Genomic DNA, 22,254 nt, shown 5'->3' with positions numbered 1-22,254 from the left:
TGCGTTTCTATGAAAACAAGCATCCCCCGCCTGCATAAAATGATAGAGAAGCAGATTGCTCGTATTCCGGAATCCCCCCGCAAAGTACTCGGAATACGCATCGGAGCATCTGCTTCACTTTGTGGGGAAATGTTTTAGGAGGGAATGCCAATGAGGCCCAGTCAACCGGTTCTGACGTTGCTTGGAAGCGCCGGGGGTGTCGCCAAAGCGGTCCTTTCCATCCTCCATCATGCAGCACAGGATGGTGATGATCCGATTCACGGCTGGATAAGGCAATGCCGAATCCACCTGGTCGACTACCGGCAAAAGAACAAAACGTACTACAACCGCTTGTTTCCGCATCTGAAAAAACAGTTGGTTCTGCATCAATTCGATTTGCATGATTTACCGGGATTTCGCGAGCATCTGCGAAAAACCGGCACGCAGCTTGTGATCGACGTTTCCTGGGCGGACACCGTCCAAATGATCGGCTGCTGCAACGAGCTCGGCGTCGCCTATGTCAATACCGCGCTGGAAAATACGGCGGTCGACGACGATCCTACTCTCGAGGGCTTCACGCTGTTGTGCCGGTCGGAACGATTCGAAACGGTGAAGAATACTTTTTCAAATCTAACGGCGATCGTCGGCTCCGGCATGAATCCGGGCGTCGTCCAATGGATGGCGATCGAATTAATGAGACGAAATCCGGATAAACCACCCAAAGCCTGCTATATCGTGGAGCACGATACGACCTTTTTTGCCGATGCATCGCTAATGAAGCCGAACTCGATATATACGACCTGGTCGCCCGAATGCTTCTTGGATGAAGCGCTGTTAAATTATCCGATGTTCATGCAGCGCGGGACGCCGCTTTTTATATACGATGATGTGTATGCCATGGAATTTCGGGTCCGGCTCGGCGACAAGACGTTCACAGGCTGCCTGATGCCGCACGAGGAAGTCATTTCGCTCAGCCAGCTGTTTGGTATGGAAACGGGCTTTATTTATCGCGTCAGCGAGCAAATGACCGAGGCGATCCGGCGTCACCTTCCCGTGCAGGACGACTTATGGGAATGGGATATGCAGGTGCTCGACCCGACGAAAGCGGATCTGATCGGCGAAGATACGGTAGGCGTTCTGCTGGTTTATGACGACAAAGAAACGTATATGCTGAATGCGCTCGCCACTAAGGACGTTTATCCGGCTTTTCCGACGAACGCAACTTACTATCAGGTAGCCTGTGGCGTGTACGGAGCCGTCGCTTCCGTCGTGCTGGATACGCTTCCGAAGGGCGTTTATTACGTCGACGAGCTTCTGCTCGGCACGAACACCCGCTACGGCGAATACGTGTCGCAGTATATGAAACAGTTTATTACAGGAGAAAATGCAGCTCCGGACGGGCTTCTGCTGGATCGGATGATCGTCCCGGACGACTCTCCGCCGGATACGGTTCCGCCGCGGGCGACAACTATCGTGGAGGAGGAGAGTTGAAATTATGGGCAAACCGATGAACCTGACCGGTTACTATAAGGAAGGCGAGCGTGAGGAGCTGTGGCTGTACGACGACGTTCCCGAAATGGGACTCGAGATCGGCTATAAAATCGAGCGTCTTCTTCATTACGAGCAGTCCTCCTTTCAGGAAATCAGCGTAGTGGAAACAGCCGGCTTCGGGCGCATGCTTGTGCTTGACGGCATCCCCCAATCCACCGCAAAGGAAGGATTTATTTACAACGAAATGCTGACGCACGTGCCGCTGACGACTCATCCCGAACCCAATAAGGTCGCGATTATCGGCGGCGGAGACTGCGGGGCTGCGCGCGAAACGGCAAAGTATGCGGACGTCAAGCGAATCGACGTGGTAGAGATCGACGCCCGCGTCGTCGAAGTCAGCCGCGCTTGGCTGTCCAATCCGGCGATTTACGAGATCGACGACCGCGTGCACTTGATTTACCGTGACGGCCTGCATTGGATCAAGGGGCAAAAGGCGACCTACGACGTGCTGATCGTCGACCGTTCGGATCCTTACGGCCCTTCGACGGCTCTATATAAGCCCGCCTTCTATGAGCTGGCTTACCGCGCCTTGAACGAAGACGGCATATTCGTCTGCCATGCGGAATCGCCTTACTATAATCCGAATATTATGCGCGATACGGTTCGCAACCTGAACAAATTATTTCCGATCGTTCGCGTCTATTTAGCCGCCGTACCGGTATTCCCCGGCGGAATCTGGAGCTTTGTCATCGCCTCCAAAAAGTGGGATCCGCTTCATGCAGACATAAGGAGGCTTCAATGGCGGCAGAACGGTTACATGAATCCCGAACTTTTCGAGGCTTCCTTCGCTCTCCCGAACTATGTGAAGAAAGCGCTCCTGTAGCTGACAGCCGATTAATGGGTAAGGCAAGTTCGCGCGCTCCCTGTCCTCCTTCCCATTACCGCTCAACGATCCGCTCCTTGCGCAATTTTTGGATAAATCCGGTTATGCTAAGTCATAAATAACGGGTATCCGAAAGGGGCTTCTCCTTGAAAAGGTTTAGGGTGTATACGATCATCGTTCTTCTGACTTTTCTCACCTTAGCATGGCAGCCGTTATCCGCCTCTGCAAAAGAGAAAGCGGGCCAGCCGAAAGCCGCCTTCGTCCGCGACGGCGGACTTTGGTTGAAGGTGAACGACAACGAAAGCCGAATCGACCGAGGGAACCCTATAAACGACATCGCCTGGTCGGCCGACGGCAAGCTGCTAGCCTATGTCAAGCCGGGAAAAGGGGCATGGATTTACGATACGGAAACGAAGCGGGGCAAACAGGTGTTTGCGGGACTCGCAAGCAACCTGCGTTGGTCGCCTGCAGCAAACCTGCTTGCCTTTCAGGATGACGGCATCCTGAACGTTGTCGATGCAGCAGGTCCGCTGCCGAAATCGTTCGCGAACGTCACCGGAGGAGTCGGCAGCTATGCTTGGGATCCGGACGGTCAAAGCTTTCTCGTATCCACGAGCTCGCACCTGACGCCTGCAGGCTGGACGGATATCCAGATTTACAAAGTGCCGGTAACCGAAAATTTCGATACGACCAAAAGCGCGCTCTTCTACACCATTCCGAACGATCCCGGACAATTGTTCGCAGTAGGGACGACAACGTTCAAATGGTCGGCGGACGGCCGCTGGATCGCTTTTATCGCATTCCCTACCGCCTCCCTGTCGATGGATTCAAATTCGCTCTGCCTGCTGTCGGCGGACGGCCGTACGTTCCGAAAAATCGATGACATGCTGGGTCATGTTAACTGGTTCCAGTGGGCGCCGGAAGGAGCGCTGCTTGGATATATCGGCGGACAGGGACGCTTTTATTCGGAACCCAAGCAACTCAGGCTGTACGATCCGTCAGCGCCCGACCGCACTTTATCGCTGACGCCGCAAGGCATGCTCGATACCGGTTTTACGTGGCAAAGCCCGGCTCTCCTCACCGTTTCGCGCAGCAAAGCAGCCGGAAACACGGAGATAACGTTCCAATTTCCGATGTCCAGCCTCGTCAATCAATCCGCCGGCAATCCGGCGGATGCGCGTACGATCACGAAGCCCCCGCATGGACTGGGCGACGCCCAGCCGCAATATTTGCCGGCTAACCGGCAAATCGCCTGGCTGCGGACAAACGGCAAAGGCGGCGGCGATATATGGCTTGCAGATGCGGACGGCAGAAACCAGAGGCTGTGGGTTCGCGGCGTAAACGGCGAGTATGCGGTCTACGTCGGAACGAGTCCAAAAGGATAAAGAAACGCCGGACAACCGACCCTACGTCGGCTGTTCGGCGTTTTTACCGCTCAGCCCTCCACTCGCCGATCGTTTACGACCGATACTTCTCCTATTCCTCCGTCCTGTTGTCCGCTCCGGCTCCGGAGCGTCTTCAACCGTGTATCCGCACCAGCAGCTTTCATGCTTATCGACAGCCGAATACCCGTCTGTTAAAGAAAACTAGTGAATGCCATCCTTACGTGTGTTACAATTATTAAAAATCGTGTTACATAGTAGAATAGGGGTGTAAAACTTGAAAGCATATCCGTTTACATTCACCATGTTATTATTCCTTGTCTGCTGCATACTGCTAGCGGGCTGCACGTCCACCTCCGGCAAAAATGCTTCTACGTCAACCAAGGACGAGCTTATTCTGGCAGTCGGTTCGGAGCCGGAAGCGGGTTTTGACCCGACTACCGGCTGGGGGCGATACGGCTCGCCGCTGTTCCAGAGCACGCTTCTCAAACGCGACGACGATTTGAAGATCGTAAACGATCTTGCGACCGGCTACGAGGTTAGCGGCGAGACGGTCTGGACCGTCAAGCTTCGCCGCGACGCCAAATTCTCCGACGGCAAGCCGGTAACGGCGGCCGACGTGCAGTTCACCTTCGAAACGGCGGCAGGCAACGGCTCCGTCCTCGATCTGACCAACCTGAAAAGCGTGGAATCGGCGGACGACTTTACCGTCAAGTTTACGCTCAAGGAGCCGCAATCGACCTTCCTCTCCACGCTCGTGGCGACAGGAATCGTTCCGAAACACGCGTACGGCAAGGATTACGCCCAAAAGCCTGTCGGCTCGGGACCTTATAAGCTCGTTCAGTGGGACAAGGGGCAGCAAGCGATTGTCGAGGCCAATCCGGAGTATTACGGCAGCAAGCCTTTTTTCAAGAAGCTCACCTTCTTGTTCTTGTCCGAGGACGCCGCCTTCGCCGCCGCCAAAGCAGGCAAAGTGGACGTGTCCTACATCCCTTCCGCTTTCAGCAAGCAAACGGTAGCAGGTATGAAGCTCGAAACGGCCAAATCGGTCGATAACCGCGGCATCGTGTTCCCCTACGTCAAAAGCGGAAGCAAAACGAAGGAAGGCTACGCCATCGGCAACGATGTCACGGCGGACCTCGCCATCCGTCAAGCCGTCAACGAGGCGATCGACCGCAAAAAGCTCGTAGACGGCGTGCTGGAAGGCCACGGAACGCCTGCCTATACGATTAACGACGGACTTCCTTGGTGGAACCCGAAGACGGTCGTTGCAGACGGCGATGCGAACGCAGCGAAGAAAAGACTTGCCGACAACGGCTGGAAGGACAATGATGGGGACGGCATTCTTGAGAAAGGCGGGCTGAAGGCGCAGTTTACGCTTCTCTATCCTTCCGGCGACGTAACGAGACAATCCCTCGCCCTGGCCGTCTCCGACATGATCAAGCCGATCGGGATCAAGATCAACGTTGAGGGCAAAAGCTGGGACGAGCTCAAATCGCTGATGCACGCGAACGCCGTCCTTTTCGGCTGGGGCAGTCACGATCCTCTGGAAATGTACAATGTATACAACAGCAAATATAGAGGCCTCGATTATTATAACCCGGGATATTACAGCAATCCGGCGGTAGACGCTTGGATGGACAAAGCGATGAAGGCATCCAGCGAGGAGGCGGCTTTAGACTTCTGGAAAAAGGCGCAATGGGACGGCGGCACGGGTCTGAGCACGCAAGGCGACGCTCCATGGGCATGGTTGGTGAACATCGATCATCTGTACCTGGTCAAGGAGAAGCTATCGATCGGCAAACAGCGCATTCATCCGCACGGCCACGGCTGGCCGGTAACGGACAATATCGAAAGCTGGAAGTGGAACGATTAGTCGAAAAGAGGGTTTGAACATGATTCGCAGCTTGATCCGATTTCTCGGCCTGAAAGCCATTCGGCTAGCCTCGCTGCTTGCAGCGATCAGCGTCCTGTCGTTTTTGCTCGTCAGCAACTCCCCGATCGATCCGACGCAGGCCTACATAGGTGCCGACATGATGAAAGTCAGTCCGGAGCAGCGCGAGCGGATTGCGGAGCACTGGGGCCTCGACCGGCCTCCGGCGGAACGTTTCGCGCAGTGGGGCTCGTCCCTGCTGCACGGCGATATGGGCACGTCGATGATGTATCGCGAGCCGGTTGCCGATGTCATCCGCGAAAGATTTCTTAGCTCGCTGTCGCTGATGATCACAGCCTGGTTGCTTTCCGGGCTGATCGGCTTTGCCGCAGGCGCCGTTGCAGCCATGAACAAGGACACTTGGGCGGATCGGCTGATCAAGTGGTACTGCTACACGCTGGCGTCCACCCCCGCTTTTTGGCTGGGGCTGCTTCTGGTCATCGTCTTCTCCGTATGGCTGGGCTGGTTTCCGGTTTCGCTCGGCGTCCCCGCCGGCGTTCTTGCCGAAAACGTGACGCTCGGCGACCGCATTCAGCATATGATTTTGCCCGCCCTCACCCTGAGCGTGATCGGCGTTTCCAATATCGCCTTGCATACCCGGCAAAAGCTTGCCGACGTGCTGGCCAGCGAATACATTTTATTTGCGAGAGCGCGAGGAGAGCGAGGGCTCTCGCTATTTTGGCGGCATGGCTTACGCAACATCGCCATTCCTGCCGTCACGCTGCAATTTACGGCTTTTAGCGAGCTGTTTGGCGGAGCCGTACTGGCGGAGCAGGTGTTTTCCTATCCGGGCTTGGGGCAGGCGACGGTGGAAGCAGGGCTGCGCGGGGACGTGCCCCTGCTGCTCGGCATCGTGCTGTTTAGCGCCGTTTTCGTATTTTGCGGAAATGCGATCGCGGATTTGATCTACCGGTTCGTGGATCCGCGGCTGAAGGAAAGGCGGTCTTTATGATGACACGGCCGAGCAGCAAAAAATCGCCGATCCGCCCTCTCCCCCGCCGCGGTTTAAACGGCAGGCAGCGGACGCTAACCGTTACCGTGCTGGCCGCTCTGTTCATTGCGGCCGCCCTGTTTGGCGGCATGCTGATGAGCAGCGGCCCGCTGTCCACCCATCTGGAATCGCGCAACCTGGCGCCATCGTTCACGCATTTATTCGGAACGGACTGGCTCGGGCGCGATATGTTCACCCGTACCGTCAAAGGTTTGGCCTTGAGCATCCGCGTCGGCCTAATAGCCGCGGCGGGCAGCGTAGGGATCGCAGCCTTGCTTGGCTTTGCGGCGGCAACGCTGGGAAGAACGGCTGACAGGCTTGTATCCTGGCTCATCGACTTGTTTCTGAGCGTTCCTCATCTGGTTTCGCTCATTCTGATCGCATTCGTCTTTGGCGGCGGCCTGAAGGGCGTCGTAATCGGCATCGCATGCACGCACTGGCCCAGTCTGGCGCGCGTCATTCGCGCGGAGGTTCTCCAGCTTCGCTCGGCCGAATACGTACAAATTTCCCGCCGTTTAGGAAAGTCGCGGGTTTGGGTGGCAACCCGCCACATGCTGCCGCATGTTTTGCCCCAGTTATTCGTCGGCATGCTGCTGTTGTTCCCGCACGCGATCCTGCACGAAGCGGCCATAACGTTTCTAGGCCTCGGCTTATCGCCGCACCAGCCTGCAATCGGCATCATCTTATCGGAATCGATGCGGTACTTGTCGACCGGCATGTGGTGGCTCGCTGTTTTTCCCGGACTATGCTTGCTCATTACGGTTAGAGCATTCGGTAGAATAGGCGAAAATTTGCGCGGACTGAGCGATCCGGACCGTTCCCATAAGTAACGCCGTTAACGGCCGACCCCAACCTAGAAAGGAGCTGCGGCGGAATGCCGATCCTTACCGTCAACGATCTTTCCATCGCGTTCACCCATTATGCAGGCGGTTTGCGTCAGCACACGACTCCCGTCATCCACGGGCTCGATCTTTCGGTCGAAGCCGGAGAAATCGTAGCCGTCATCGGCTCGAGCGGCTCGGGCAAAAGCTTGCTCGCCCATGCCATCATGGGTATTCTCCCCGCCAATGCCGAGCTAGCCGGAACGATCCGCTATGGCGGAACACCGCTAGATGCGGCTAGGCAAGCCGTACTGCGCGGCAGCGAAATCGCGCTCGTGCCACAGTCCGTCAATTATTTGGACCCGCTTATGCGTGTAGGCGAACAGGCACGCCGTTCGGTCAAAGGCAAAAATTCCGTAAAGGAACAGCGCGCCGTCTTCGAGAGGTACGGACTCGCTTCCGGCGTTGAGCGGCTTTATCCGTTCCAGCTTTCGGGAGGCATGGCTCGCAGAGTTCTCGTCTCGACCGCCACGCTTAGCGGCGCAAAGCTCATTATTGCCGACGAGCCTACTCCGGGACTCAATCCCGAGGTGCTGGAGGAGACGCTGCGGCAATTCAGAGAGCTCGCCGACGGCGGCAGTGCGGTTCTGCTTATTACCCACGACATCGAGGCCGCGCTGCACATTGCCGATAAAGTTGCCGTTTTCTATGCGGGAACGACGGTTGAGACCGCACATTCGGCGGATTTCATCGGAGACGGACAGCTGCTGAGGCATCCTTATACGAAAGCGCTGTGGAGAGCTTTGCCGCAAAACCAATTCGAGCCGATCCCCGGCTTCCAGCCGCATCCGAATGCGCTGCCGGCAGGCTGCCTGTTCGCGCCCCGCTGCGCGGCGGCATCCGCGGCATGTACGAACGAGCGGCCGCCCATACGCGACCTTCGAGGCGGAACGGTGAGGTGCATCCATGCTACTTGAGGGTAAAAAGCTCGGACTCCGCTACGGCTCGGGTCCGTGGCTGTTCCAAAACCTCGATCTATCGGTGAAAGCAGGCGAAGTCGTCGGCTTGGTCGGGCCAAGCGGCTGCGGCAAAACTTCCCTTGCCCGTATGCTCGCCGGGTACGAACTGCCGCAAGCTGGCGCCGTCGAGCTTGACGGCAAACCTCTTCCCCGCTACGGCGTCCACCCCGTGCAGCTTGTTTTTCAGCATCCGGAGAAAGCGGTCAACCCCCGCTGGCGGATGCGCCGCATCTTAACGGAAGGCTGGGACCCGCAGCCGGCATTATTACGGGCTCTCGGCATTGAAGAGGAATGGCTCGACCGGTTTCCGAGCGAGCTGTCCGGCGGCGAGCTGCAGCGGTTTTGCGTCGTTCGGGCGCTAGGACCGCAAACGCGCTTTCTTATCGCGGACGAGATGACCACGATGCTGGACGCGATCACGCAAGCTCAGCTTTGGCGTGCCGTGCTCGATATTTCCCGCGAGCGGAATATCGGGATTTTGGCCGTCAGCCATGAGAAGCAGCTCATCCGGCGCTTATGCAGCCGAGTGATTCAAATCGGATAGAGGATGGTTTATGCATGCGAAGCTTTTCTGCTATAATCGGAGGATGAACGTTTCCGCCCCTTGGGGCATAAATGCAGAGCGGAACCATCGCCGGAGGAATTCAAGTTATGAAAGAAAAAGACGCGTTAATCCGGTTTGGGGTCTCCATGCCGGAACAATTGGTCGGCCAGTTCGATAAACGTATAGCGGAACAGGGCTATGACAACCGATCGGAGGCGATCCGCGACCTCGTCCGAAAGTCGCTGCTCGACCCGAACTGGACCAAATCGGATCAGATCGTGGCCGGAACGATCGTGATGGTGTATGACCATCACGTCAACCATCTGCCCATTTATTTAATGGAGCTGCAGCATGAATACCATCATGACATCATCTCGACGATGCACATCCATTTGAATCACGATCAATGCCTCGAGGTATTGGTCGTACGCGGGCCGCTTAAACGCCTCCGCAGCCTGCACGAAATGATCCAAACGACCAAGGGCGTTTCGTACGCCGAGCTGTCCGTCACCCACATATCGCCGGAGCACGCTCCGCACGATCATCATCACGAATAGAAAAAGGCTGGCCTCATGCGGTATCGCATGAGGCCAGCCTTTTTCGTATTTATGCCAAACCGAGCGGATTCGGCGAACGGTTTTCTGCCGCCCGCCAGTCTCGGCATCAGCTTTGCGCGATTTAGGAGACGCCAACGTCGTCTAATTCTTGATTTTCCGCATTTTCGCAGAAATAGACGACGCCAACGTCTCTTAATCGCCGCCATTCGCACGTTTCGGCGCGCTTTACGCGATTTAGGAGACGCTAGCGTCGTCTAATTCTTGACTTTCAGCGTTTTTCGCAGAAACAGACGACGCCAACGTCCCTTAATCGCCGCCAATCGCACGTTTCGGTGCTCTAGTCGACTTACTTACCCATGATCGATTTCGCGTATTCGCTCAGTTCGATCGCTCTGCCGCCGTCCAGACGGGACTCTTCGGCTGCGAACGCCATAAGGTGACTGCGGACGGACGCGGATGCGGAGGTCAAGCCCTCTTGGCCGTCGTAAGCGCGCACCTCGTTCAGGAAGCTGCTGACGATACCGTCATCGCCGCCGCCATGGCCGCTCGTTTGCGCAGGAATGGTGATTTCCGTTTTCTGATGGGTGAGGAAATCCCAATAAACGATTTTGTCTTCTTCGGCGCGAAGCTCGCCGCGGGTACCCATGATCTGAATGCGGCGCTCTTGTTCGAACGTAAAGCCGCACATGCTGAACATGGCGGTCGCGCCGTTCGCGAACTCCATGTTGACGACCTGATGGTCGACGACGTTGTTGTCGCTCCGGTATACGCAGCGCCCGTAATCCGTGTCGCGCAAGCCTTGAATGACTTTTTCCTTGGCGATATCCTGCGTAAAATGACGCGCCCAGCCTTTGAACTGGTCGCTCAAATAAAATTTCGGCGCGGAGTATACGCATGTTTTCTGTACCGGACAATCGAGGCAGCGATCGGTCGAGCCCTCCGGCGCGTTACCTTCATGGAAATGCATCAGCGAGCCGAACGAGCTGACGCGCGTACAAGGCTGATCCATCAGCCAGGAAAGCACGTCCATGTCGTGGCAAGATTTCGCCAAAATCATCGGACTGGACTTCTCGGAATTGTTCCAGTTGCCGCGGACGAAGCTGTGCGCAATGTGCCAATAGCCGACGTTTTCGTTCAGTTGAATCGATACGACTTCACCGATCGTGCCTTCGGACAGTAGCTTTTTGATAGTACTCCAGAACGGCGTATAGCGCAGTACGTGGCAAATGTTCAAAAGACGGTTGTTTTCTTTGGCCGCTTGCTCCATCTCCAAACATTCCTTCGGTTCCGGCGACATCGGCTTTTCAAGCAGGACATGATATTTTTTGTTCAAAGCTTGGATAGTCGGATCACGGTGCATCCGGTCCTGCGTACAAATCATCGCGATCTCGGCGAGCTTCGGCTCGGCGAGCAGCTGTTCCCAGGATTCATAGCAGCGTTCTTGCGGAATGCCGTGCGCAGCGGCGAATCTCTCCCGGCGTTCGGGATCGGCTTCGGCTACCGCCACAAATTTCAATTCATGCGGGTGGTTCAATGCGTAAGGAGCATAGCTCCCCGCTCCGCGGGCGCCAGCGCCCATTAATACGGCTGTAAGTTGACTCATGATTTTCTCTCTCCCTATCTTCTGATTGTCGTTAATGGCTTAAGCAAACGGCATCGCGGCTTACTGCGAACGTGTGCAATATATACAGGGTACGCCGAAGAAAGCGGCAGAATGATCCGCCATAAGATTTGAAAATGGGAACTACCGTCGATCGTCGCAGCTTCCTGCACTTCTTACGGAATGGTCGTTTGGAAGAAGGTGCGCATGATGATAATGGATTCACCATCTTCGATTAGCTTCGATTTCTCTTCCAGAGGATACCGCCCAACTCCAAAACATCCAAAAAGCTTATATTTTTGCGCCAAATATTTTCGTCTTCATAATCATAATATCGCTTTCATAACCTGTCAATACATTTCGTTTGGTTTATTTGGAGCCAAACATAGACAAAAAAAGAACCGCTGCTCCCGGTTAATCGGTAGGCATATAGCCCCCATTTACCAAGAGAAGCGGTTCCTGTTACCTGACATTGCCGCTAATCTAAACAGTACTTATGGCTTTACTGCTTGATTACCAGCTTCTCATGCAAGCACAGGCAACAATGACGAGCAGAATGAACAATACCAGAATAGTGCCAGTCGATGTAAAGGCTCCCCCAACAACTCCAGACATTCGATATTCCTCCTTTGTTGTGCCGTTAGGCGCTGTGGTGGCTTTCGTGCGTCTCCGCCTTCAGCCATCCCCGCCGTCGGTCTACACTTATCTTATGGCTTCGCCCCGTTTTTGATTGGATAAACGCCCTTGCTTTCTATAATTGGGGAAATGCCCAGAGGAGTCGTACGCCTGTGTCCGGATCCGGCAGGTTCGGTTGGTTCTCTCCTTCAGCAACGCCGAAGAGCCCTGCGGTCCAGTCGGACGCAGAGCGCGAACATGCATGCCTGATTAAAGAGCCATTCCCGTCCGGTCGTAGACGGATGACTCGCGGACGATCATATCGCAGGGGAGCAATATTTTCGACGGATAGGAATAAGCGCCTTCCAAATAGTCGACAAGAACTTTAGCCGCCACTTCGCCTATTTCATTTTTGGGTACTTGTACGGATGTAAGCGGGGGCGACGTATATTGCGCCACTTCGATGTTGTCCATGCCGACGAATGCCATATCTTCGGGGATACGGCATTTTTTCTCCAGGGCCGCGCGCATGGCGGGAATAGCCAGCATGTCGCTTGCGCAAAACATGGCGGTGGGCCTTTCGTCCGCCGGCAAATGATTCAGCATATCCGTCATGAGGCTGTAGCTTCTGTCCACATTCCAATTGGCATTTAGCATCCAGTCCGGATTCAGCTTCAAACCGAATTCCAGCATCGCGAACTTGTAACCGAGATACCGGTCTTCGTCCTCCAGCTTATAGGAAAATGCCGGGCCGCCGATGTAGCCGATTTTGGAATGGCCCTGCGCGATCAGATGCCGGACGGCAGCCCGCGATGCCAGTAAGCGGTCGCAATCTACGGTCGAAATGGCGATGCTCTCGTCGTTCATGCTGACCCCGAGCAAGAAGACCCCTTCAGCCTGAAGCAGCTCGAACAGCGATTTCTCATACCAACCGAGCACGAGAACGCCTTGAACCCCCGTTTCGGCAAGCCACTTGCGTAACCGTTTGACGTCGTTGATCTCTTCATAGGTGCGGATGAAAAAAGGCTGCTGATCCATATCGATCATTTTCTTGCGGAAGCCCGATAAGACCGAAGAAAAGTAGGGATGGTTGTCCATGAACGACTGCGGGATGATGCATCCGATTCTTTTGGATGTTTTGGCTTCCTGTTTGGCTGGCTGCGCCGGCGACTCTTCCCATTTGTAACCGATTTCGTCGGCGGCTTCGCGAATTTTGCGTTTCGTTTCATCGTTTACGGGACGAGCCGTATCGTTGCTGATCGCGCGGGATACCGTCGAGATAGAAACGCCGACACGCAAGGCGATATCTTTTAAAGTGGGCATCTGCTTCCCTCCTTGCACGGAAAATGGATATGGCTCGAATGATCGGAGTCAAGTACCGGACATTTTGGCGTAAAATTATAGTTCCACTTTATTATAGGGCATAATATAGCTGTTGCCTATTCGCATTCCAAATATCCCGCTTATTCACATAGATTTGGAGCCAAAAAGTGAACAAACGACAACAAGCACCCGAACCGGTTCGGATACAAACGGTTCGGGGTGCTTGCCTGGAGGGATATTCCTTTTATCATCCACTTATTTTACAGCCAGCTGAAGCATGAGAATAGCCGTTCCGGCAGCGATTGCCGCCGCATCCCTTCTCTTCATCCGCAGACGGATCGCCATCGTTCGCTTTTGAGCCGAAATTTTGTAGCCTCTCGCTTCCATCGCGACCGATAAATCCTCCGCGGTTTGGAGCACGGACAGGACAAGCGGAATAACGAACGCCGGCGCATCGCGAACACGGAGCGGTTTCCCTTTGGCGAACGATGCGCTCCGCGCTTTAACCGCCAGCTTAAGCCGTTCGACCTCCTGCGAGATGATCGGAATGAAGCGCAGCAGCAAGGAGGCGCCGAGCGCGAACGCGCCGACCGGCAGCTTCCATTTTTCCAGCGCGCCGAACGTCACCTCAAGCGCCTGCTTCATTTGCATTTGCGTCGTGGAAAGCGTAAACAGCAGTCCGGTGACCATCACGAGCAATATTTTAACGAATTGCTTCAACGTGAGCATAGCCGTCTCCCCAGAGAATCCCAGCGAAAATCCCGACGATTCCGTCCCCAAGGACAGCTGTAGACCGGAAAAGGCGATCGAGAACAACGTAAAATATAGAAAGGGCTTCGTCCAGCGCCAAACCGGACGGAAAGCGGAGCCCGACAGCAGAAAAAGGACTGCCGTGCAAACAGCCGAAATGCCGATGCCGATCCAGCGATCCTGCAGCAAAATGCCGACCGACACCAGCATCGACACCGCCCATTTGGCCCGCGGATCCAATTGGCGCGCCAAGCTTTGGATCCGCCTGCGCTCCGGCTCGGCTTCATGGGTTCCCGCCGTGCGATCGTGTACGGGGGGAACCGCTGCATCAGTAAAGTCGGACGGTATCCCGCTCATTTGTCCGGCTGACCGGGTATCGTTAGCCGCGTGCCGAGCAGGAACGGCGTCGATTGCCGAAGCAACGGCCTCGAGCGGCATACCCGCCTTATCGCCGCAGGTCGAGACGGCCGCACAGGCATCGCTTGCCTCCGGCCGGGCAACCGCCAAAGCCGTCCTTAGGGCGGCATCAGCCGCCTTCCCGGGAGCCTGCAGGATCGCCTCCGCAAGCGCGGAAGGCGTCATGGGCAGGGTTACTCCTGTCATGGCGGGAATAGCGACTCCCCGTACCTCCAACTTCTGCATCGCGCGCATAAACGCGGGCAGCCCGATTCCCGCTTCCATCAGTGGCTTCGGCGACATGACGAGCGCCGAGATCGCCGTTTCCGCAACGACGCGGCCATCCTTCAGCAGAACGGCTTTATCCGCAAGAGGGAAGAACGTATCCAAATCATGCGTTGCGATAATGACCCCGCCTGAAGCGCGTCCGCACCACCCGCTCACGACATCCGCCAGCCACTCGACGCCGTCCGCATCGAGCGACGCCGACGGCTCGTCCAGCAGCAGCCAGTCCGGCTCGGCGGCAAAGGCGCAGGCAAGCGCAAGCTTTCTTTTCTCGCCACCGCTTAACGAAAAGGGCGATCTGCCCAGAAACGACTGCGGCAGCCCCACGCGCTCAAGCGCCTCTTTCATCCGCCTCTCGGCTTCCGCCTTCGGCAGCCGGAACGGGCGCAGCGTATATTCGAATTCGCCCTGCACGGTTCGCGCGAACAACTGGTGCTCCGGATATTGGAACACGATCCCGATACGCGAAGGGGCTTGCTCCCCCCCGTAGGTAACGGTGCCGCTCTCAGGAGCAAGCAATCCGGCAACCGTTTGCAGCAGCGACGATTTGCCCGAGCCGGTGCGTCCGACCAGCAGCGTTATTTGACCGGTTTCGAACCGGCAGCTGACATCGTGAAGCACGGACTTCGCACCGTTCATAACGGCAACCGACGCCGTCACGCCGTCCACAACGATCGTCATGAAGCGCCCCCTTCCGCCGCTGCCGCGGCGACCGCCTCAGCGAGCTGCTCCGGCGTCAGCGGCAGCGTCGGCAGCCGGAATCCCCGCTCCAGAAGCAGTCTGGCGGTTTCAACGGCAAAAGGACGCGCAAAGCCGAATCGGTCGCAGCCGATTTCTTGCTCTGGGCTATAGGAAGCGATTTCAGCCGAACCGTAAAAAAACCGCCGCGGATCTCCTTCAAAAACGACCGCTCCCTTATCCAGCACAACGACGCGGTCCGCGAATGCCAGCTCGTCAAGCAGCTGCGTAATCCAGACGATTGCCGTTCCTTGTTCGTGCAAGTCCCGGACTACGCGCAGGATACGTTCCCGCGAAGCCGGATCGAGCATCGACGTAGCTTCGTCGAACACGATAACCGAAGCTTCCACCGCCAGCGCCCCGGCGATCGCGAGAAGCTGCTTTTGCCCGCCGGACAGCTCCGTCGTCGATCTCCCGGCGAATCCGGCCAGTCCGACCTTGATCAGCGCCTCCTCGGCTCTCGCCGCCATCTCGGCTTGGGGAACCCCCATGTTTTCCATTCCGAAGCAAACGTCTTCGAAAACCGTTTCTCCGACCGTCTGCGCTTCCGGATTTTGCATGACGAGCTGAACCGTCATTCGGCCGCTGCCGCCCGCGCTCCGCTCGATATGACCTTCGTCCAGACTAACTACGCCTGCCAACGCTTTGGCAAGCGTACTCTTGCCGCTGCCGCTCTTGCCTGCAACGGCTATCCAATCCCCCTCACGAACGGCAAAACTTACGTCCGAAAGCAGCGCAATATCGGTGCCCGCCGCCCTCACCACGATGCCGTACGTTTCGACGGAACTATTTTTTTTGCTCATGCGAACATTCATCCTCTTTTCGAACGGTACCAAAAGGTGCTACAATACGAAGCGTTAACCCCATATGTGGTTTATAAGTTAACATATCAAAGGAGCGGTTGCAATTGAAATCCACTTTTACGGTAAAAGGAATCGTGTTTAGCGCTTTATTCGCAGCTTTGCTTGTCGTTCTGAGCTACGTCAATCTGCATCTCGGCTTTACCCCCGTGCCGATCGCAATGGAAACCTTTGCCGTTATGCTGGCAGGAGGCATTCTCGGGGCGAGATACGGCTTCTTCAGCATAGCGCTGGTTGTCGTGCTGACCGCGCTCGGCATTCCCCTGCTGCATGGGAAAGGCGGCCTCCCCCTCCTTACAGGGCCCACCGGCGGGTTTATCTGGGCATTCCCGTTCGCGGCTCTGTTTATCGGACTTATCGTACCACGAATCAAGGGAACCAATAAAGCCGTTACGTTCATTTTGACGTTTTTGACAATCGAAATTTTCGGCTCCCTCCTGCTTTACGTGACAGGCGTTCCATGGCTTGCGCATGTCGCCCATTATTCATGGCCGAAGGCACTAACCGCGGGCTTTTATCCTTACCTGCCGGGCGACGCCATTAAGGCGCTTGTCGCGACAGTGATCACGCTGCAGGTGCGCCAGTTGTTCCCCGTCGAACGGATTCATGGCAAACCGCTGCAGCCGGCGGCTTCCAAAACAACCGCAGCTCCGCTTTAAGCAGGCGGACAAACCTGTTACGGCGCCAAACCTCGCGTTTGGCGCTTTTTGCTGCGAACGAACCCATGTTGTACTACGTACAACTTTTTTCATGATTTTCAGTCATGAAACAGTTAAGTGTTGTAAGAAATGCAACATTCTGAGCTAAAGATGTCATTATCGGCCCTTTTTCTTCCAAATTGTTGTAAAATCTGCAACATTAAGCTCGTTCATCCCCCTTCTAACTCTAAAATGTTGTATAACCTGCAACATGATGTTCGTTCAGCCCCTTCTGACTCCAAATTGTTGTATAACCTGCAACAATAAGCTGTCAACCTCATCGTTCATCCTCCTAAACATTTCTTTCCGATGGAAACGCACACCTCTTGCCTGCCTTTTCTTATAGGTCCCGATTAATTAATAAAGAAGATCCGTCCGCTCCCCCCTTTACATACAGGTCAACTTGGGGAACATCCAATAATCAAGCATAATCATGGATGACTTATACATATTTTCCGGTTTGTCAGCCAACAGAAAAAACCTGTTCACAAGCCGCAAGGTTGCTGTGAACAGGCTCTTTAGTTACAACTCGAGCTACATATATCCCATAATGATGCCGGCGGTTTCCTCGATCGCCCTGTCGGTTACATTAATGACGTGGCAGCCAAGCTGACGCATCAGCGAATTGGCGTAATCGAGCTCCTCCATAATCCGCTCTACGGACGCGTATTTCGCGCCGTGCGGAAGACCCAGCGCTTTCAGCCGTTCGGTGCGAATTTTCAGCAGCTGCGAAGCGTCCATCGTCAGTCCCATAATACGGTGGCTCGGCACGAGAAAAAGCTCCTTCGGAGCTTTCACCTCCGGCATAAGCGGGAAGTTTGCGACTTTCCAGCCCTTATGCGCGAGGTAAATGCTAAGCGGCGTTTTGGACGTGCGGGATACGCCGATCAGAATGATTTGCGCTTGCAACAGCGCATGGGTATCGCGGCCGTCATCGCATTTGACGGCAAACTCGATCGCTTCGACGCGTTTGAAATAGTCGTCGTCCAGTTCATGCAGAAGACCCGGCTTCCGTTTCGGCGAATCGTTGAACGTATCGATGAACGCCTGCATCATCGGCCCCATAATGTCTACGGCGCGAATGCCGAGACGGATCGCTTCCTCTTTCATCATTTCGCGAAGCTCCGGCTGAACGAGCGTATAGGCGACGAAGCCGCCGCTCTTTTCGGCCTCCTCCATGATCGAGCGAATTTCATCCTCGTGGCGGATATGGCCGACTCTTCTTATTTTCACATGATGTCCGTCAAACTGACGGATCGTTGCTCGAACGACCGCTTCCGCAGTTTCTCCTACCGCATCCGAGCATACGTATATCATTTGTTCGCGTTTGTCCATTATTCCTCCATCCCCCCGGTCTTGCCGATAAGCACTTTGATTAGTGTCGTTTTGGAAATGCGCCCGATAACCTCTAGCTTGTCTTGATCTGATGACTTGGTTTGCGCCACGACGGGAAGACTGTCTACCTGATGGTGGATAAGCCTTCTGCCCGCCTCCAGAATGGAATCATCGGGTGTAACCGTTATGATGTTCGGCTGTCGAGTCATGACTAGACTTACCGGCATCGAGGACGCTCCCGGATTGCCAAGCGTCACCTTAAGTAAATCTTTGCGGGAAATAATGCCGAGCAGGTGGCCCTCCTCGTCGCCGACGATCAGGCTGCCGACATTCTCGACGAACATCGTGATGACCGCATCGTTAACGCTTGACGACTCTCGGACGATAACCGGCATCGCTTGAACGTCCTTTACCTTGATATCCGTCAGCTTCGACATCAGCTGATTCTCGTTGGACGCTTTCTTGCCTAGGAAATATCCGACCTTCGGCTTCGCATCGATGTAGCCGAGCATGACGAGCAGGGCCAGATCGGAGCGTATGGTAGGGCGGCTTAGCCCTAGCTGCTCGGCAATTTGCTCGCCGGTAATCGGCGCATGCTTCTTGATACGATCTACAATTTCCCACTGTCTTCCTGAAAGTTCGATTCCTGTTCCCTCCCTTTCGCTTTCATTTATTATGTTAGCCTCCGGCTAGTCCTCATGCCGAGCGGACGCATCGACGGAAAGCCTTGTTTGGCAGCGGATAATTGGATGGTTTTAGCCTATTGGTCTCATTATCGCTACCGTTATTGTAGTTCATACGCGATTCAGCTGCAATCATTCTTATAAAGCACATGTTAATTGCCATGAATTTTACTAGTTGCAATCATATAGAACCTATCATATTATAATTTATGATGTCATACATACTAATGACATTCGTTTCTAACGTACCTTTTTCAATGCCGTATAGTACCGAACGTCGCTGAGAACGTAATAGATACATGCTTGAGGGGGATTCGCATGGAAAGAGAACTCGCACTGGAAATCGTCCGTGTCACGGAATTGGCCGCACTGGCATCTGCTCGCTGGATGGGACGCGGCGACAAAAATCAAGCCGACGGGGCCGCGACATCAGCCATGCGCGCTATGTTCGACTCCGTATCGATTCGCGGTACCGTCGTCATCGGAGAAGGCGAAATGGACGAAGCGCCGATGCTCTATATCGGCGAGCAAGTAGGCAACATGCAGGGTCCGGAGGTGGATGTAGCCGTTGATCCGCTGGAAGGAACCGAGCTGGTTTCGAAGGGGCTCAACAACGCGCTGGCCGTCATCGCGATCGCCAACAAAGGCAATTTGCTGCATGCGCCGGATATGTATATGGAAAAGCTCGCCGTCGGCCCTGCGCTAGCCGGCAAGCTAAGCCTCGACGACCCGATCGAAACGACGCTCGATAAAGCCGCAACGCATTTAAATAAGCCGTTATCCGACTTGACGGTTATGATATTGGACAGACATCGCCACGAATCGTTAATTCAGCGGTTGCGCAATACCGGCGTCCGCATTAAGTTTTTGAGCGACGGCGATGTGGCGGGGGCGATGGCGCCTGCATTTCCGGAATCGGGCATCGATCTTTACGTCGGATCGGGCGGCGCTCCGGAAGGCGTGCTTGCCGCAGCCGCGTTATGCTGCGTAGGCGGCGAGCTGATCGGGCGGCTTATGCCTGCGGACGAGCAGGAATTCGAGCGCTGCCGCGAAATGGGGATCGAGGATCCGCTTAAGATTTTGACCATGCATGATATGGTTGGCAGCGAAGATGTTATTTTCGCCGCAACCGGGATTACGCCGGGAGAATTTCTAGGCGGCGTTACCTTCCACCCCGGCCAGCGGGCGGAAACGCATTCGCTTGTCATGCGAGCCAAAACGAAAACGATCCGCTTTATCCGTACGAATCATTTCTTGCCAAATAAACCGTTATTGAACGTTTTGGAATAAAAGCTCCTTTTTTGGTGCATCCTGTAGCAGACGCTACATTACTAACGCCCGATATGCATGGCATGCGGTTTTCCGCGGCGCCGGCAGATCGGGCGTTCTTCGCTTACTTATTCATGTCAGTACGTCCATATATCGAACACGATGTCCCTCTCGAACATTTTGTAGGGGAAATAGCAATAGCCCTTGTCTCCCCAATCCGGTCCCCAGCTATTGCGAATAATGACAGCTCCGCTTCCCATGAGACCGTCCCGATAGCCAACCGCGAGCACGGCATGCCCGCCGAGCACCTGCTCGCGAAGAACGTCAGGCATTTTAAGCTTGCCGGTTCTCGCCGTCCTCTCCGATTCGAACGATTCGTAGACGAGAAAACCGACCACCGCCGGTTTCCCTTCGGCCAAAGCCGCCTTTAATCCGGCCAAACCGATAATGCGTCGATAGCCGTCGATTCGGTAGGCGGCTGCCTCCTCTTCCGCTTTCACCGACGGTTGCTCCCTAAACCTCGAGATATCGTAAGGATAATCGTCTTCCGGACAAACCCCGATCGTATGCAGAACCTTCATCCCGCTGCGAATCGTCGCTCCGGCATCCTGATTGATCGTCCCCTCCAGCCTTCGCTCATGCCAATACAGAAAAAGCCTCGACAATCGGCGAAAATCTCCGCTCTCCGCCAAGGACCGCATCTCCATATATTCCCTCAAACCGCTGACGATCGCATTAGCGGTGCATGATCCCAGCTCCTCCTGATCGACCACCTCCGAGCAGTACGGCCTAAGGTCGATCCGCTTCGGCAGCAATCTGGAAGAAACCCCTGCCGCGCTCTGGTAATACAAATCCCTCATATCCCAGCCGTCTTTTCTAACGGCATATTTTCTCATGGCATCCCCCTCTTTCATTTGCCGTTTATTCAGACCGTCGCTTAGCGACGTTGATAGTCTTTGAAGGCCACTTCCGCATATTCATGCGCACGGAAAGCCTTCTATTAACGATGTATGCTAGATTTCTAGTCTTGCTTTAGGTGGAAAGCTCATCGTGATATCCCGTTAGGCGCGAACCAATGGAAGAAATCGATTATTCCAGGTTCCACAAAAAAACCTCCGAATCCGCAACGGGTTCAGAGGTTTTATAAACGGTTGATTTTGCCTATTGCTCCGTGACAAACGTCCATACGCAGGTGCCCTTCCGCACATACCATACAGCAAATAGGATCAATGCGGAAAGGAAGAATTCACCCATGTCAAATACGGATCCGATCGATAATCGGCTGGCGATCTTTCTCGCGGCGACGTGCAGCCAAACGTATCATCAATTCGCCGATCCGGATGGCGGCTTCGTCGTGCCTGCGGGCTTCACCTGCGCGAAGCCGCTTACCGCCAGAGCTTTTGGGCTTACGAAAGAAAGATTCGGCTTCATCCTTGAATCCGATCATGATATCATCATCGCCTTCCGCGGCACCGATTCGACAGCCGATTGGATATCCGATATGATCGCCCGCCAATCCGACTTCTCTTATGTCGCTGGAGCCGGGGCAACCCATCGCGGGTTTACGAAAATTTACGACTCGGTTCGCAGTCAGATTCATGAAACGCTCGAACGCATGCCGCACGATAAAAAGCTTTACATTACCGGGCACAGTCTCGGCGGCGCACTTGCCACTCTATGCGCTTTCGACGGGGCATACAACACGAAGTTCCGCCAGCCGATCGTGTATACGTATGCCTCTCCCAGAGTCGGCGACCCTACCTTCGCAGCCGCATACAACCGGACGATCGAATACAATCGACGCATTGTCAATGAAGTCGACATCGTTCCCCTTACGCCGCCACAGACCTATAAACCGCCAAAAAGCGATACCGCATACCGCTATCTCCACGTGAGAGGAGCGCATCCGCTTCGCTTTCAGAAAATGTCCGTATCGGAAAACCATTCGATCACAAGCTATTTTAACGCTTTGCGTGAGCTCGATCCGGTCTATGCCCAATCGTTATGCCGGCGTTGTCCCGGCTTCTGTCCGCCGAAATGACCAGGTCTGGCGTTCCTGCCCCATTGTGCTGCATCCATGCAACCTGAACCGCCAGCCGCGA

Annotated in this window: 20 protein-coding genes; 12 read left to right on the top strand and 8 right to left on the bottom strand. The window is 55.1% G+C overall.

Translation table 11 applies throughout. The features are described 5' to 3' along the window. The first annotated feature begins 144 nt into the window (after positions 1-144). From ACKGJP_RS09965 to nikR, 9 genes are all read left to right on the top strand, one after another. The gene (locus ACKGJP_RS09965; RefSeq protein ID WP_409345502.1) at positions 145-1,470 is read left to right on the top strand and encodes an S-adenosylmethionine decarboxylase related protein; all 1,326 of its coding nucleotides are present in this window, start codon (positions 145-147) and stop codon (positions 1,468-1,470) included. Between the two features lie 4 nt (positions 1,471-1,474). Beyond that, positions 1,475-2,353 (top strand): polyamine aminopropyltransferase, encoded by an 879-nt coding sequence (gene speE, locus ACKGJP_RS09960; protein ID WP_409345501.1) that lies wholly within the window; start codon positions 1,475-1,477, stop codon positions 2,351-2,353. Positions 2,354-2,499: 146 nt separating this feature from the next. Further along, positions 2,500-3,738: a WD40 repeat domain-containing protein gene (locus ACKGJP_RS09955; RefSeq protein ID WP_409345500.1), complete on the top strand. Its 1,239-nt coding sequence runs from the start codon at positions 2,500-2,502 to the stop codon at positions 3,736-3,738. Between the two features lie 301 nt (positions 3,739-4,039). Then, positions 4,040-5,611, top strand: coding sequence for an ABC transporter substrate-binding protein (locus ACKGJP_RS09950; RefSeq protein WP_409347118.1), 1,572 nt, complete (start codon positions 4,040-4,042; stop codon positions 5,609-5,611). 19 nt (positions 5,612-5,630) lie between these two features. Further along, a complete protein-coding gene (locus tag ACKGJP_RS09945) occupies positions 5,631-6,620 on the top strand; it encodes an ABC transporter permease (protein ID WP_409345499.1) in 990 nt (329 codons plus the stop codon). Further along, entirely contained in the window at positions 6,620-7,489 is an 870-nt protein-coding gene (locus tag ACKGJP_RS09940) for an ABC transporter permease (RefSeq protein ID WP_409347117.1), read from the top strand. The genes ACKGJP_RS09945 and ACKGJP_RS09940 overlap by 1 nt, the downstream gene beginning before the upstream one ends. Before the next feature lie 44 nt (positions 7,490-7,533). Continuing rightward, positions 7,534-8,457 (top strand): ABC transporter ATP-binding protein, encoded by a 924-nt coding sequence (locus tag ACKGJP_RS09935; protein WP_409345498.1) that lies wholly within the window; start codon positions 7,534-7,536, stop codon positions 8,455-8,457. Continuing rightward, positions 8,447-9,043, top strand: a complete 597-nt coding sequence (locus tag ACKGJP_RS09930; RefSeq protein ID WP_409345497.1) for an ABC transporter ATP-binding protein — start codon at positions 8,447-8,449, stop codon at positions 9,041-9,043. Before ACKGJP_RS09935 ends, ACKGJP_RS09930 begins: the two co-directional genes overlap by 11 nt. A 107-nt stretch (positions 9,044-9,150) precedes the next feature. Beyond that, on the top strand, positions 9,151-9,600 hold the full coding sequence (gene nikR, locus ACKGJP_RS09925) for a nickel-responsive transcriptional regulator NikR (protein WP_409345496.1): 450 nt from the start codon (positions 9,151-9,153) through the stop codon (positions 9,598-9,600). Between the two features lie 346 nt (positions 9,601-9,946). On the opposite strand, the gene ACKGJP_RS09920 is transcribed toward nikR, so the two are convergent. The 5 genes from ACKGJP_RS09920 to ACKGJP_RS09900 form a co-directional block, all read right to left on the bottom strand. After that, entirely contained in the window at positions 9,947-11,203 is a 1,257-nt protein-coding gene (locus tag ACKGJP_RS09920) for a Gfo/Idh/MocA family protein (RefSeq protein ID WP_409345495.1), read from the bottom strand. 510 nt (positions 11,204-11,713) lie between these two features. Continuing rightward, entirely contained in the window at positions 11,714-11,815 is a 102-nt protein-coding gene (yjcZ, locus tag ACKGJP_RS09915; RefSeq protein WP_409345494.1) for a sporulation protein YjcZ, read from the bottom strand. A gap of 270 nt (positions 11,816-12,085) precedes the next feature. After that, entirely contained in the window at positions 12,086-13,138 is a 1,053-nt protein-coding gene (locus tag ACKGJP_RS09910; RefSeq protein WP_409345493.1) for a LacI family DNA-binding transcriptional regulator, read from the bottom strand. A 255-nt stretch (positions 13,139-13,393) separates the two neighbouring features. Then, positions 13,394-15,250 (bottom strand): ATP-binding cassette domain-containing protein, encoded by a 1,857-nt coding sequence (locus ACKGJP_RS09905; protein WP_409345492.1) that lies wholly within the window; start codon positions 15,248-15,250, stop codon positions 13,394-13,396. Beyond that, complete coding sequence (locus tag ACKGJP_RS09900; protein WP_409345491.1) at positions 15,247-16,110, bottom strand: ATP-binding cassette domain-containing protein; 864 nt, start codon at positions 16,108-16,110, stop codon at positions 15,247-15,249. Before ACKGJP_RS09900 ends, ACKGJP_RS09905 begins: the two co-directional genes overlap by 4 nt. A 104-nt stretch (positions 16,111-16,214) precedes the next feature. Here ACKGJP_RS09900 and ACKGJP_RS09895 point away from each other — a divergent pair, with 104 nt between their 5' ends. After that, entirely contained in the window at positions 16,215-16,826 is a 612-nt protein-coding gene (locus ACKGJP_RS09895) for a biotin transporter BioY (protein ID WP_409345490.1), read from the top strand. 573 nt (positions 16,827-17,399) lie between these two features. Here ACKGJP_RS09895 and ACKGJP_RS09890 read toward each other — a convergent pair. Together ACKGJP_RS09890 and ACKGJP_RS09885 are read right to left on the bottom strand one after the other, a co-directional pair. After that, the gene (locus tag ACKGJP_RS09890; protein ID WP_409345489.1) at positions 17,400-18,200 is read right to left on the bottom strand and encodes a pyruvate, water dikinase regulatory protein; all 801 of its coding nucleotides are present in this window, start codon (positions 18,198-18,200) and stop codon (positions 17,400-17,402) included. Beyond that, positions 18,200-18,874 (bottom strand): helix-turn-helix transcriptional regulator, encoded by a 675-nt coding sequence (locus ACKGJP_RS09885; RefSeq protein WP_409347116.1) that lies wholly within the window; start codon positions 18,872-18,874, stop codon positions 18,200-18,202. Before ACKGJP_RS09885 ends, ACKGJP_RS09890 begins: the two co-directional genes overlap by 1 nt. Positions 18,875-19,201: 327 nt before the next feature. On the opposite strand from ACKGJP_RS09885, the gene glpX reads away from it, so the two are divergent. Next, positions 19,202-20,173 carry a class II fructose-bisphosphatase gene (gene glpX / locus ACKGJP_RS09880; RefSeq protein WP_409345488.1) on the top strand — a complete coding sequence of 324 codons (972 nt, stop codon included), beginning with the start codon at positions 19,202-19,204 and terminating at the stop codon, positions 20,171-20,173. Positions 20,174-20,289: 116 nt separating this feature from the next. Here the strand turns inward: glpX and ACKGJP_RS09875 are convergent, their stop codons facing one another. Then, the gene (locus tag ACKGJP_RS09875) at positions 20,290-21,048 is read right to left on the bottom strand and encodes a C1 family peptidase (protein WP_409345487.1); all 759 of its coding nucleotides are present in this window, start codon (positions 21,046-21,048) and stop codon (positions 20,290-20,292) included. A gap of 356 nt (positions 21,049-21,404) precedes the next feature. Here ACKGJP_RS09875 and ACKGJP_RS09870 point away from each other — a divergent pair, with 356 nt between their 5' ends. Beyond that, entirely contained in the window at positions 21,405-22,193 is a 789-nt protein-coding gene (locus ACKGJP_RS09870) for a lipase family protein (protein ID WP_409345486.1), read from the top strand. Positions 22,194-22,254: the final 61 nt, after the last annotated feature.

The sequence above is a fragment of the Paenibacillus litoralis genome, from assembly GCF_046244365.1.
Taxonomy (GTDB): domain Bacteria; phylum Bacillota; class Bacilli; order Paenibacillales; family NBRC-103111; genus Paenibacillus_V.
Note: the sequence above shows the minus strand (reverse complement) of the source record. Positions and strands in the feature narration are given on the sequence as shown.

What these genes read in the sequence shown, in the direction of transcription:
- ACKGJP_RS09965 (WP_409345502.1), top strand. Translation starts at nt 145, where the DNA reads ATGCCAATGAGGCCCAGTCAACCGGTTCTGACGTTGCTTGGAAGCGCC.
- speE (WP_409345501.1), top strand. Translation starts at nt 1,475, where the DNA reads ATGGGCAAACCGATGAACCTGACCGGTTACTATAAGGAAGGCGAGCGT.
- ACKGJP_RS09950 (WP_409347118.1), top strand. Translation starts at nt 4,040, where the DNA reads ATGTTATTATTCCTTGTCTGCTGCATACTGCTAGCGGGCTGCACGTCC.
- ACKGJP_RS09945 (WP_409345499.1), top strand. Translation starts at nt 5,631, where the DNA reads ATGATTCGCAGCTTGATCCGATTTCTCGGCCTGAAAGCCATTCGGCTA.
- ACKGJP_RS09940 (WP_409347117.1), top strand. Translation starts at nt 6,620, where the DNA reads ATGACACGGCCGAGCAGCAAAAAATCGCCGATCCGCCCTCTCCCCCGC.
- ACKGJP_RS09935 (WP_409345498.1), top strand. Translation starts at nt 7,534, where the DNA reads ATGCCGATCCTTACCGTCAACGATCTTTCCATCGCGTTCACCCATTAT.
- ACKGJP_RS09930 (WP_409345497.1), top strand. Translation starts at nt 8,447, where the DNA reads ATGCTACTTGAGGGTAAAAAGCTCGGACTCCGCTACGGCTCGGGTCCG.
- nikR (WP_409345496.1), top strand. Translation starts at nt 9,151, where the DNA reads ATGAAAGAAAAAGACGCGTTAATCCGGTTTGGGGTCTCCATGCCGGAA.
- ACKGJP_RS09920 (WP_409345495.1), bottom strand. Translation starts at nt 11,203, where the DNA reads ATGAGTCAACTTACAGCCGTATTAATGGGCGCTGGCGCCCGCGGAGCG.
- yjcZ (WP_409345494.1), bottom strand. Translation starts at nt 11,815, where the DNA reads ATGTCTGGAGTTGTTGGGGGAGCCTTTACATCGACTGGCACTATTCTG.
- ACKGJP_RS09910 (WP_409345493.1), bottom strand. Translation starts at nt 13,138, where the DNA reads ATGCCCACTTTAAAAGATATCGCCTTGCGTGTCGGCGTTTCTATCTCG.
- ACKGJP_RS09905 (WP_409345492.1), bottom strand. Translation starts at nt 15,250, where the DNA reads ATGACGATCGTTGTGGACGGCGTGACGGCGTCGGTTGCCGTTATGAAC.
- ACKGJP_RS09900 (WP_409345491.1), bottom strand. Translation starts at nt 16,110, where the DNA reads ATGAGCAAAAAAAATAGTTCCGTCGAAACGTACGGCATCGTGGTGAGG.
- ACKGJP_RS09890 (WP_409345489.1), bottom strand. Translation starts at nt 18,200, where the DNA reads ATGGACAAACGCGAACAAATGATATACGTATGCTCGGATGCGGTAGGA.
- glpX (WP_409345488.1), top strand. Translation starts at nt 19,202, where the DNA reads ATGGAAAGAGAACTCGCACTGGAAATCGTCCGTGTCACGGAATTGGCC.
- ACKGJP_RS09875 (WP_409345487.1), bottom strand. Translation starts at nt 21,048, where the DNA reads ATGAGAAAATATGCCGTTAGAAAAGACGGCTGGGATATGAGGGATTTG.
- ACKGJP_RS09870 (WP_409345486.1), top strand. Translation starts at nt 21,405, where the DNA reads ATGTCAAATACGGATCCGATCGATAATCGGCTGGCGATCTTTCTCGCG.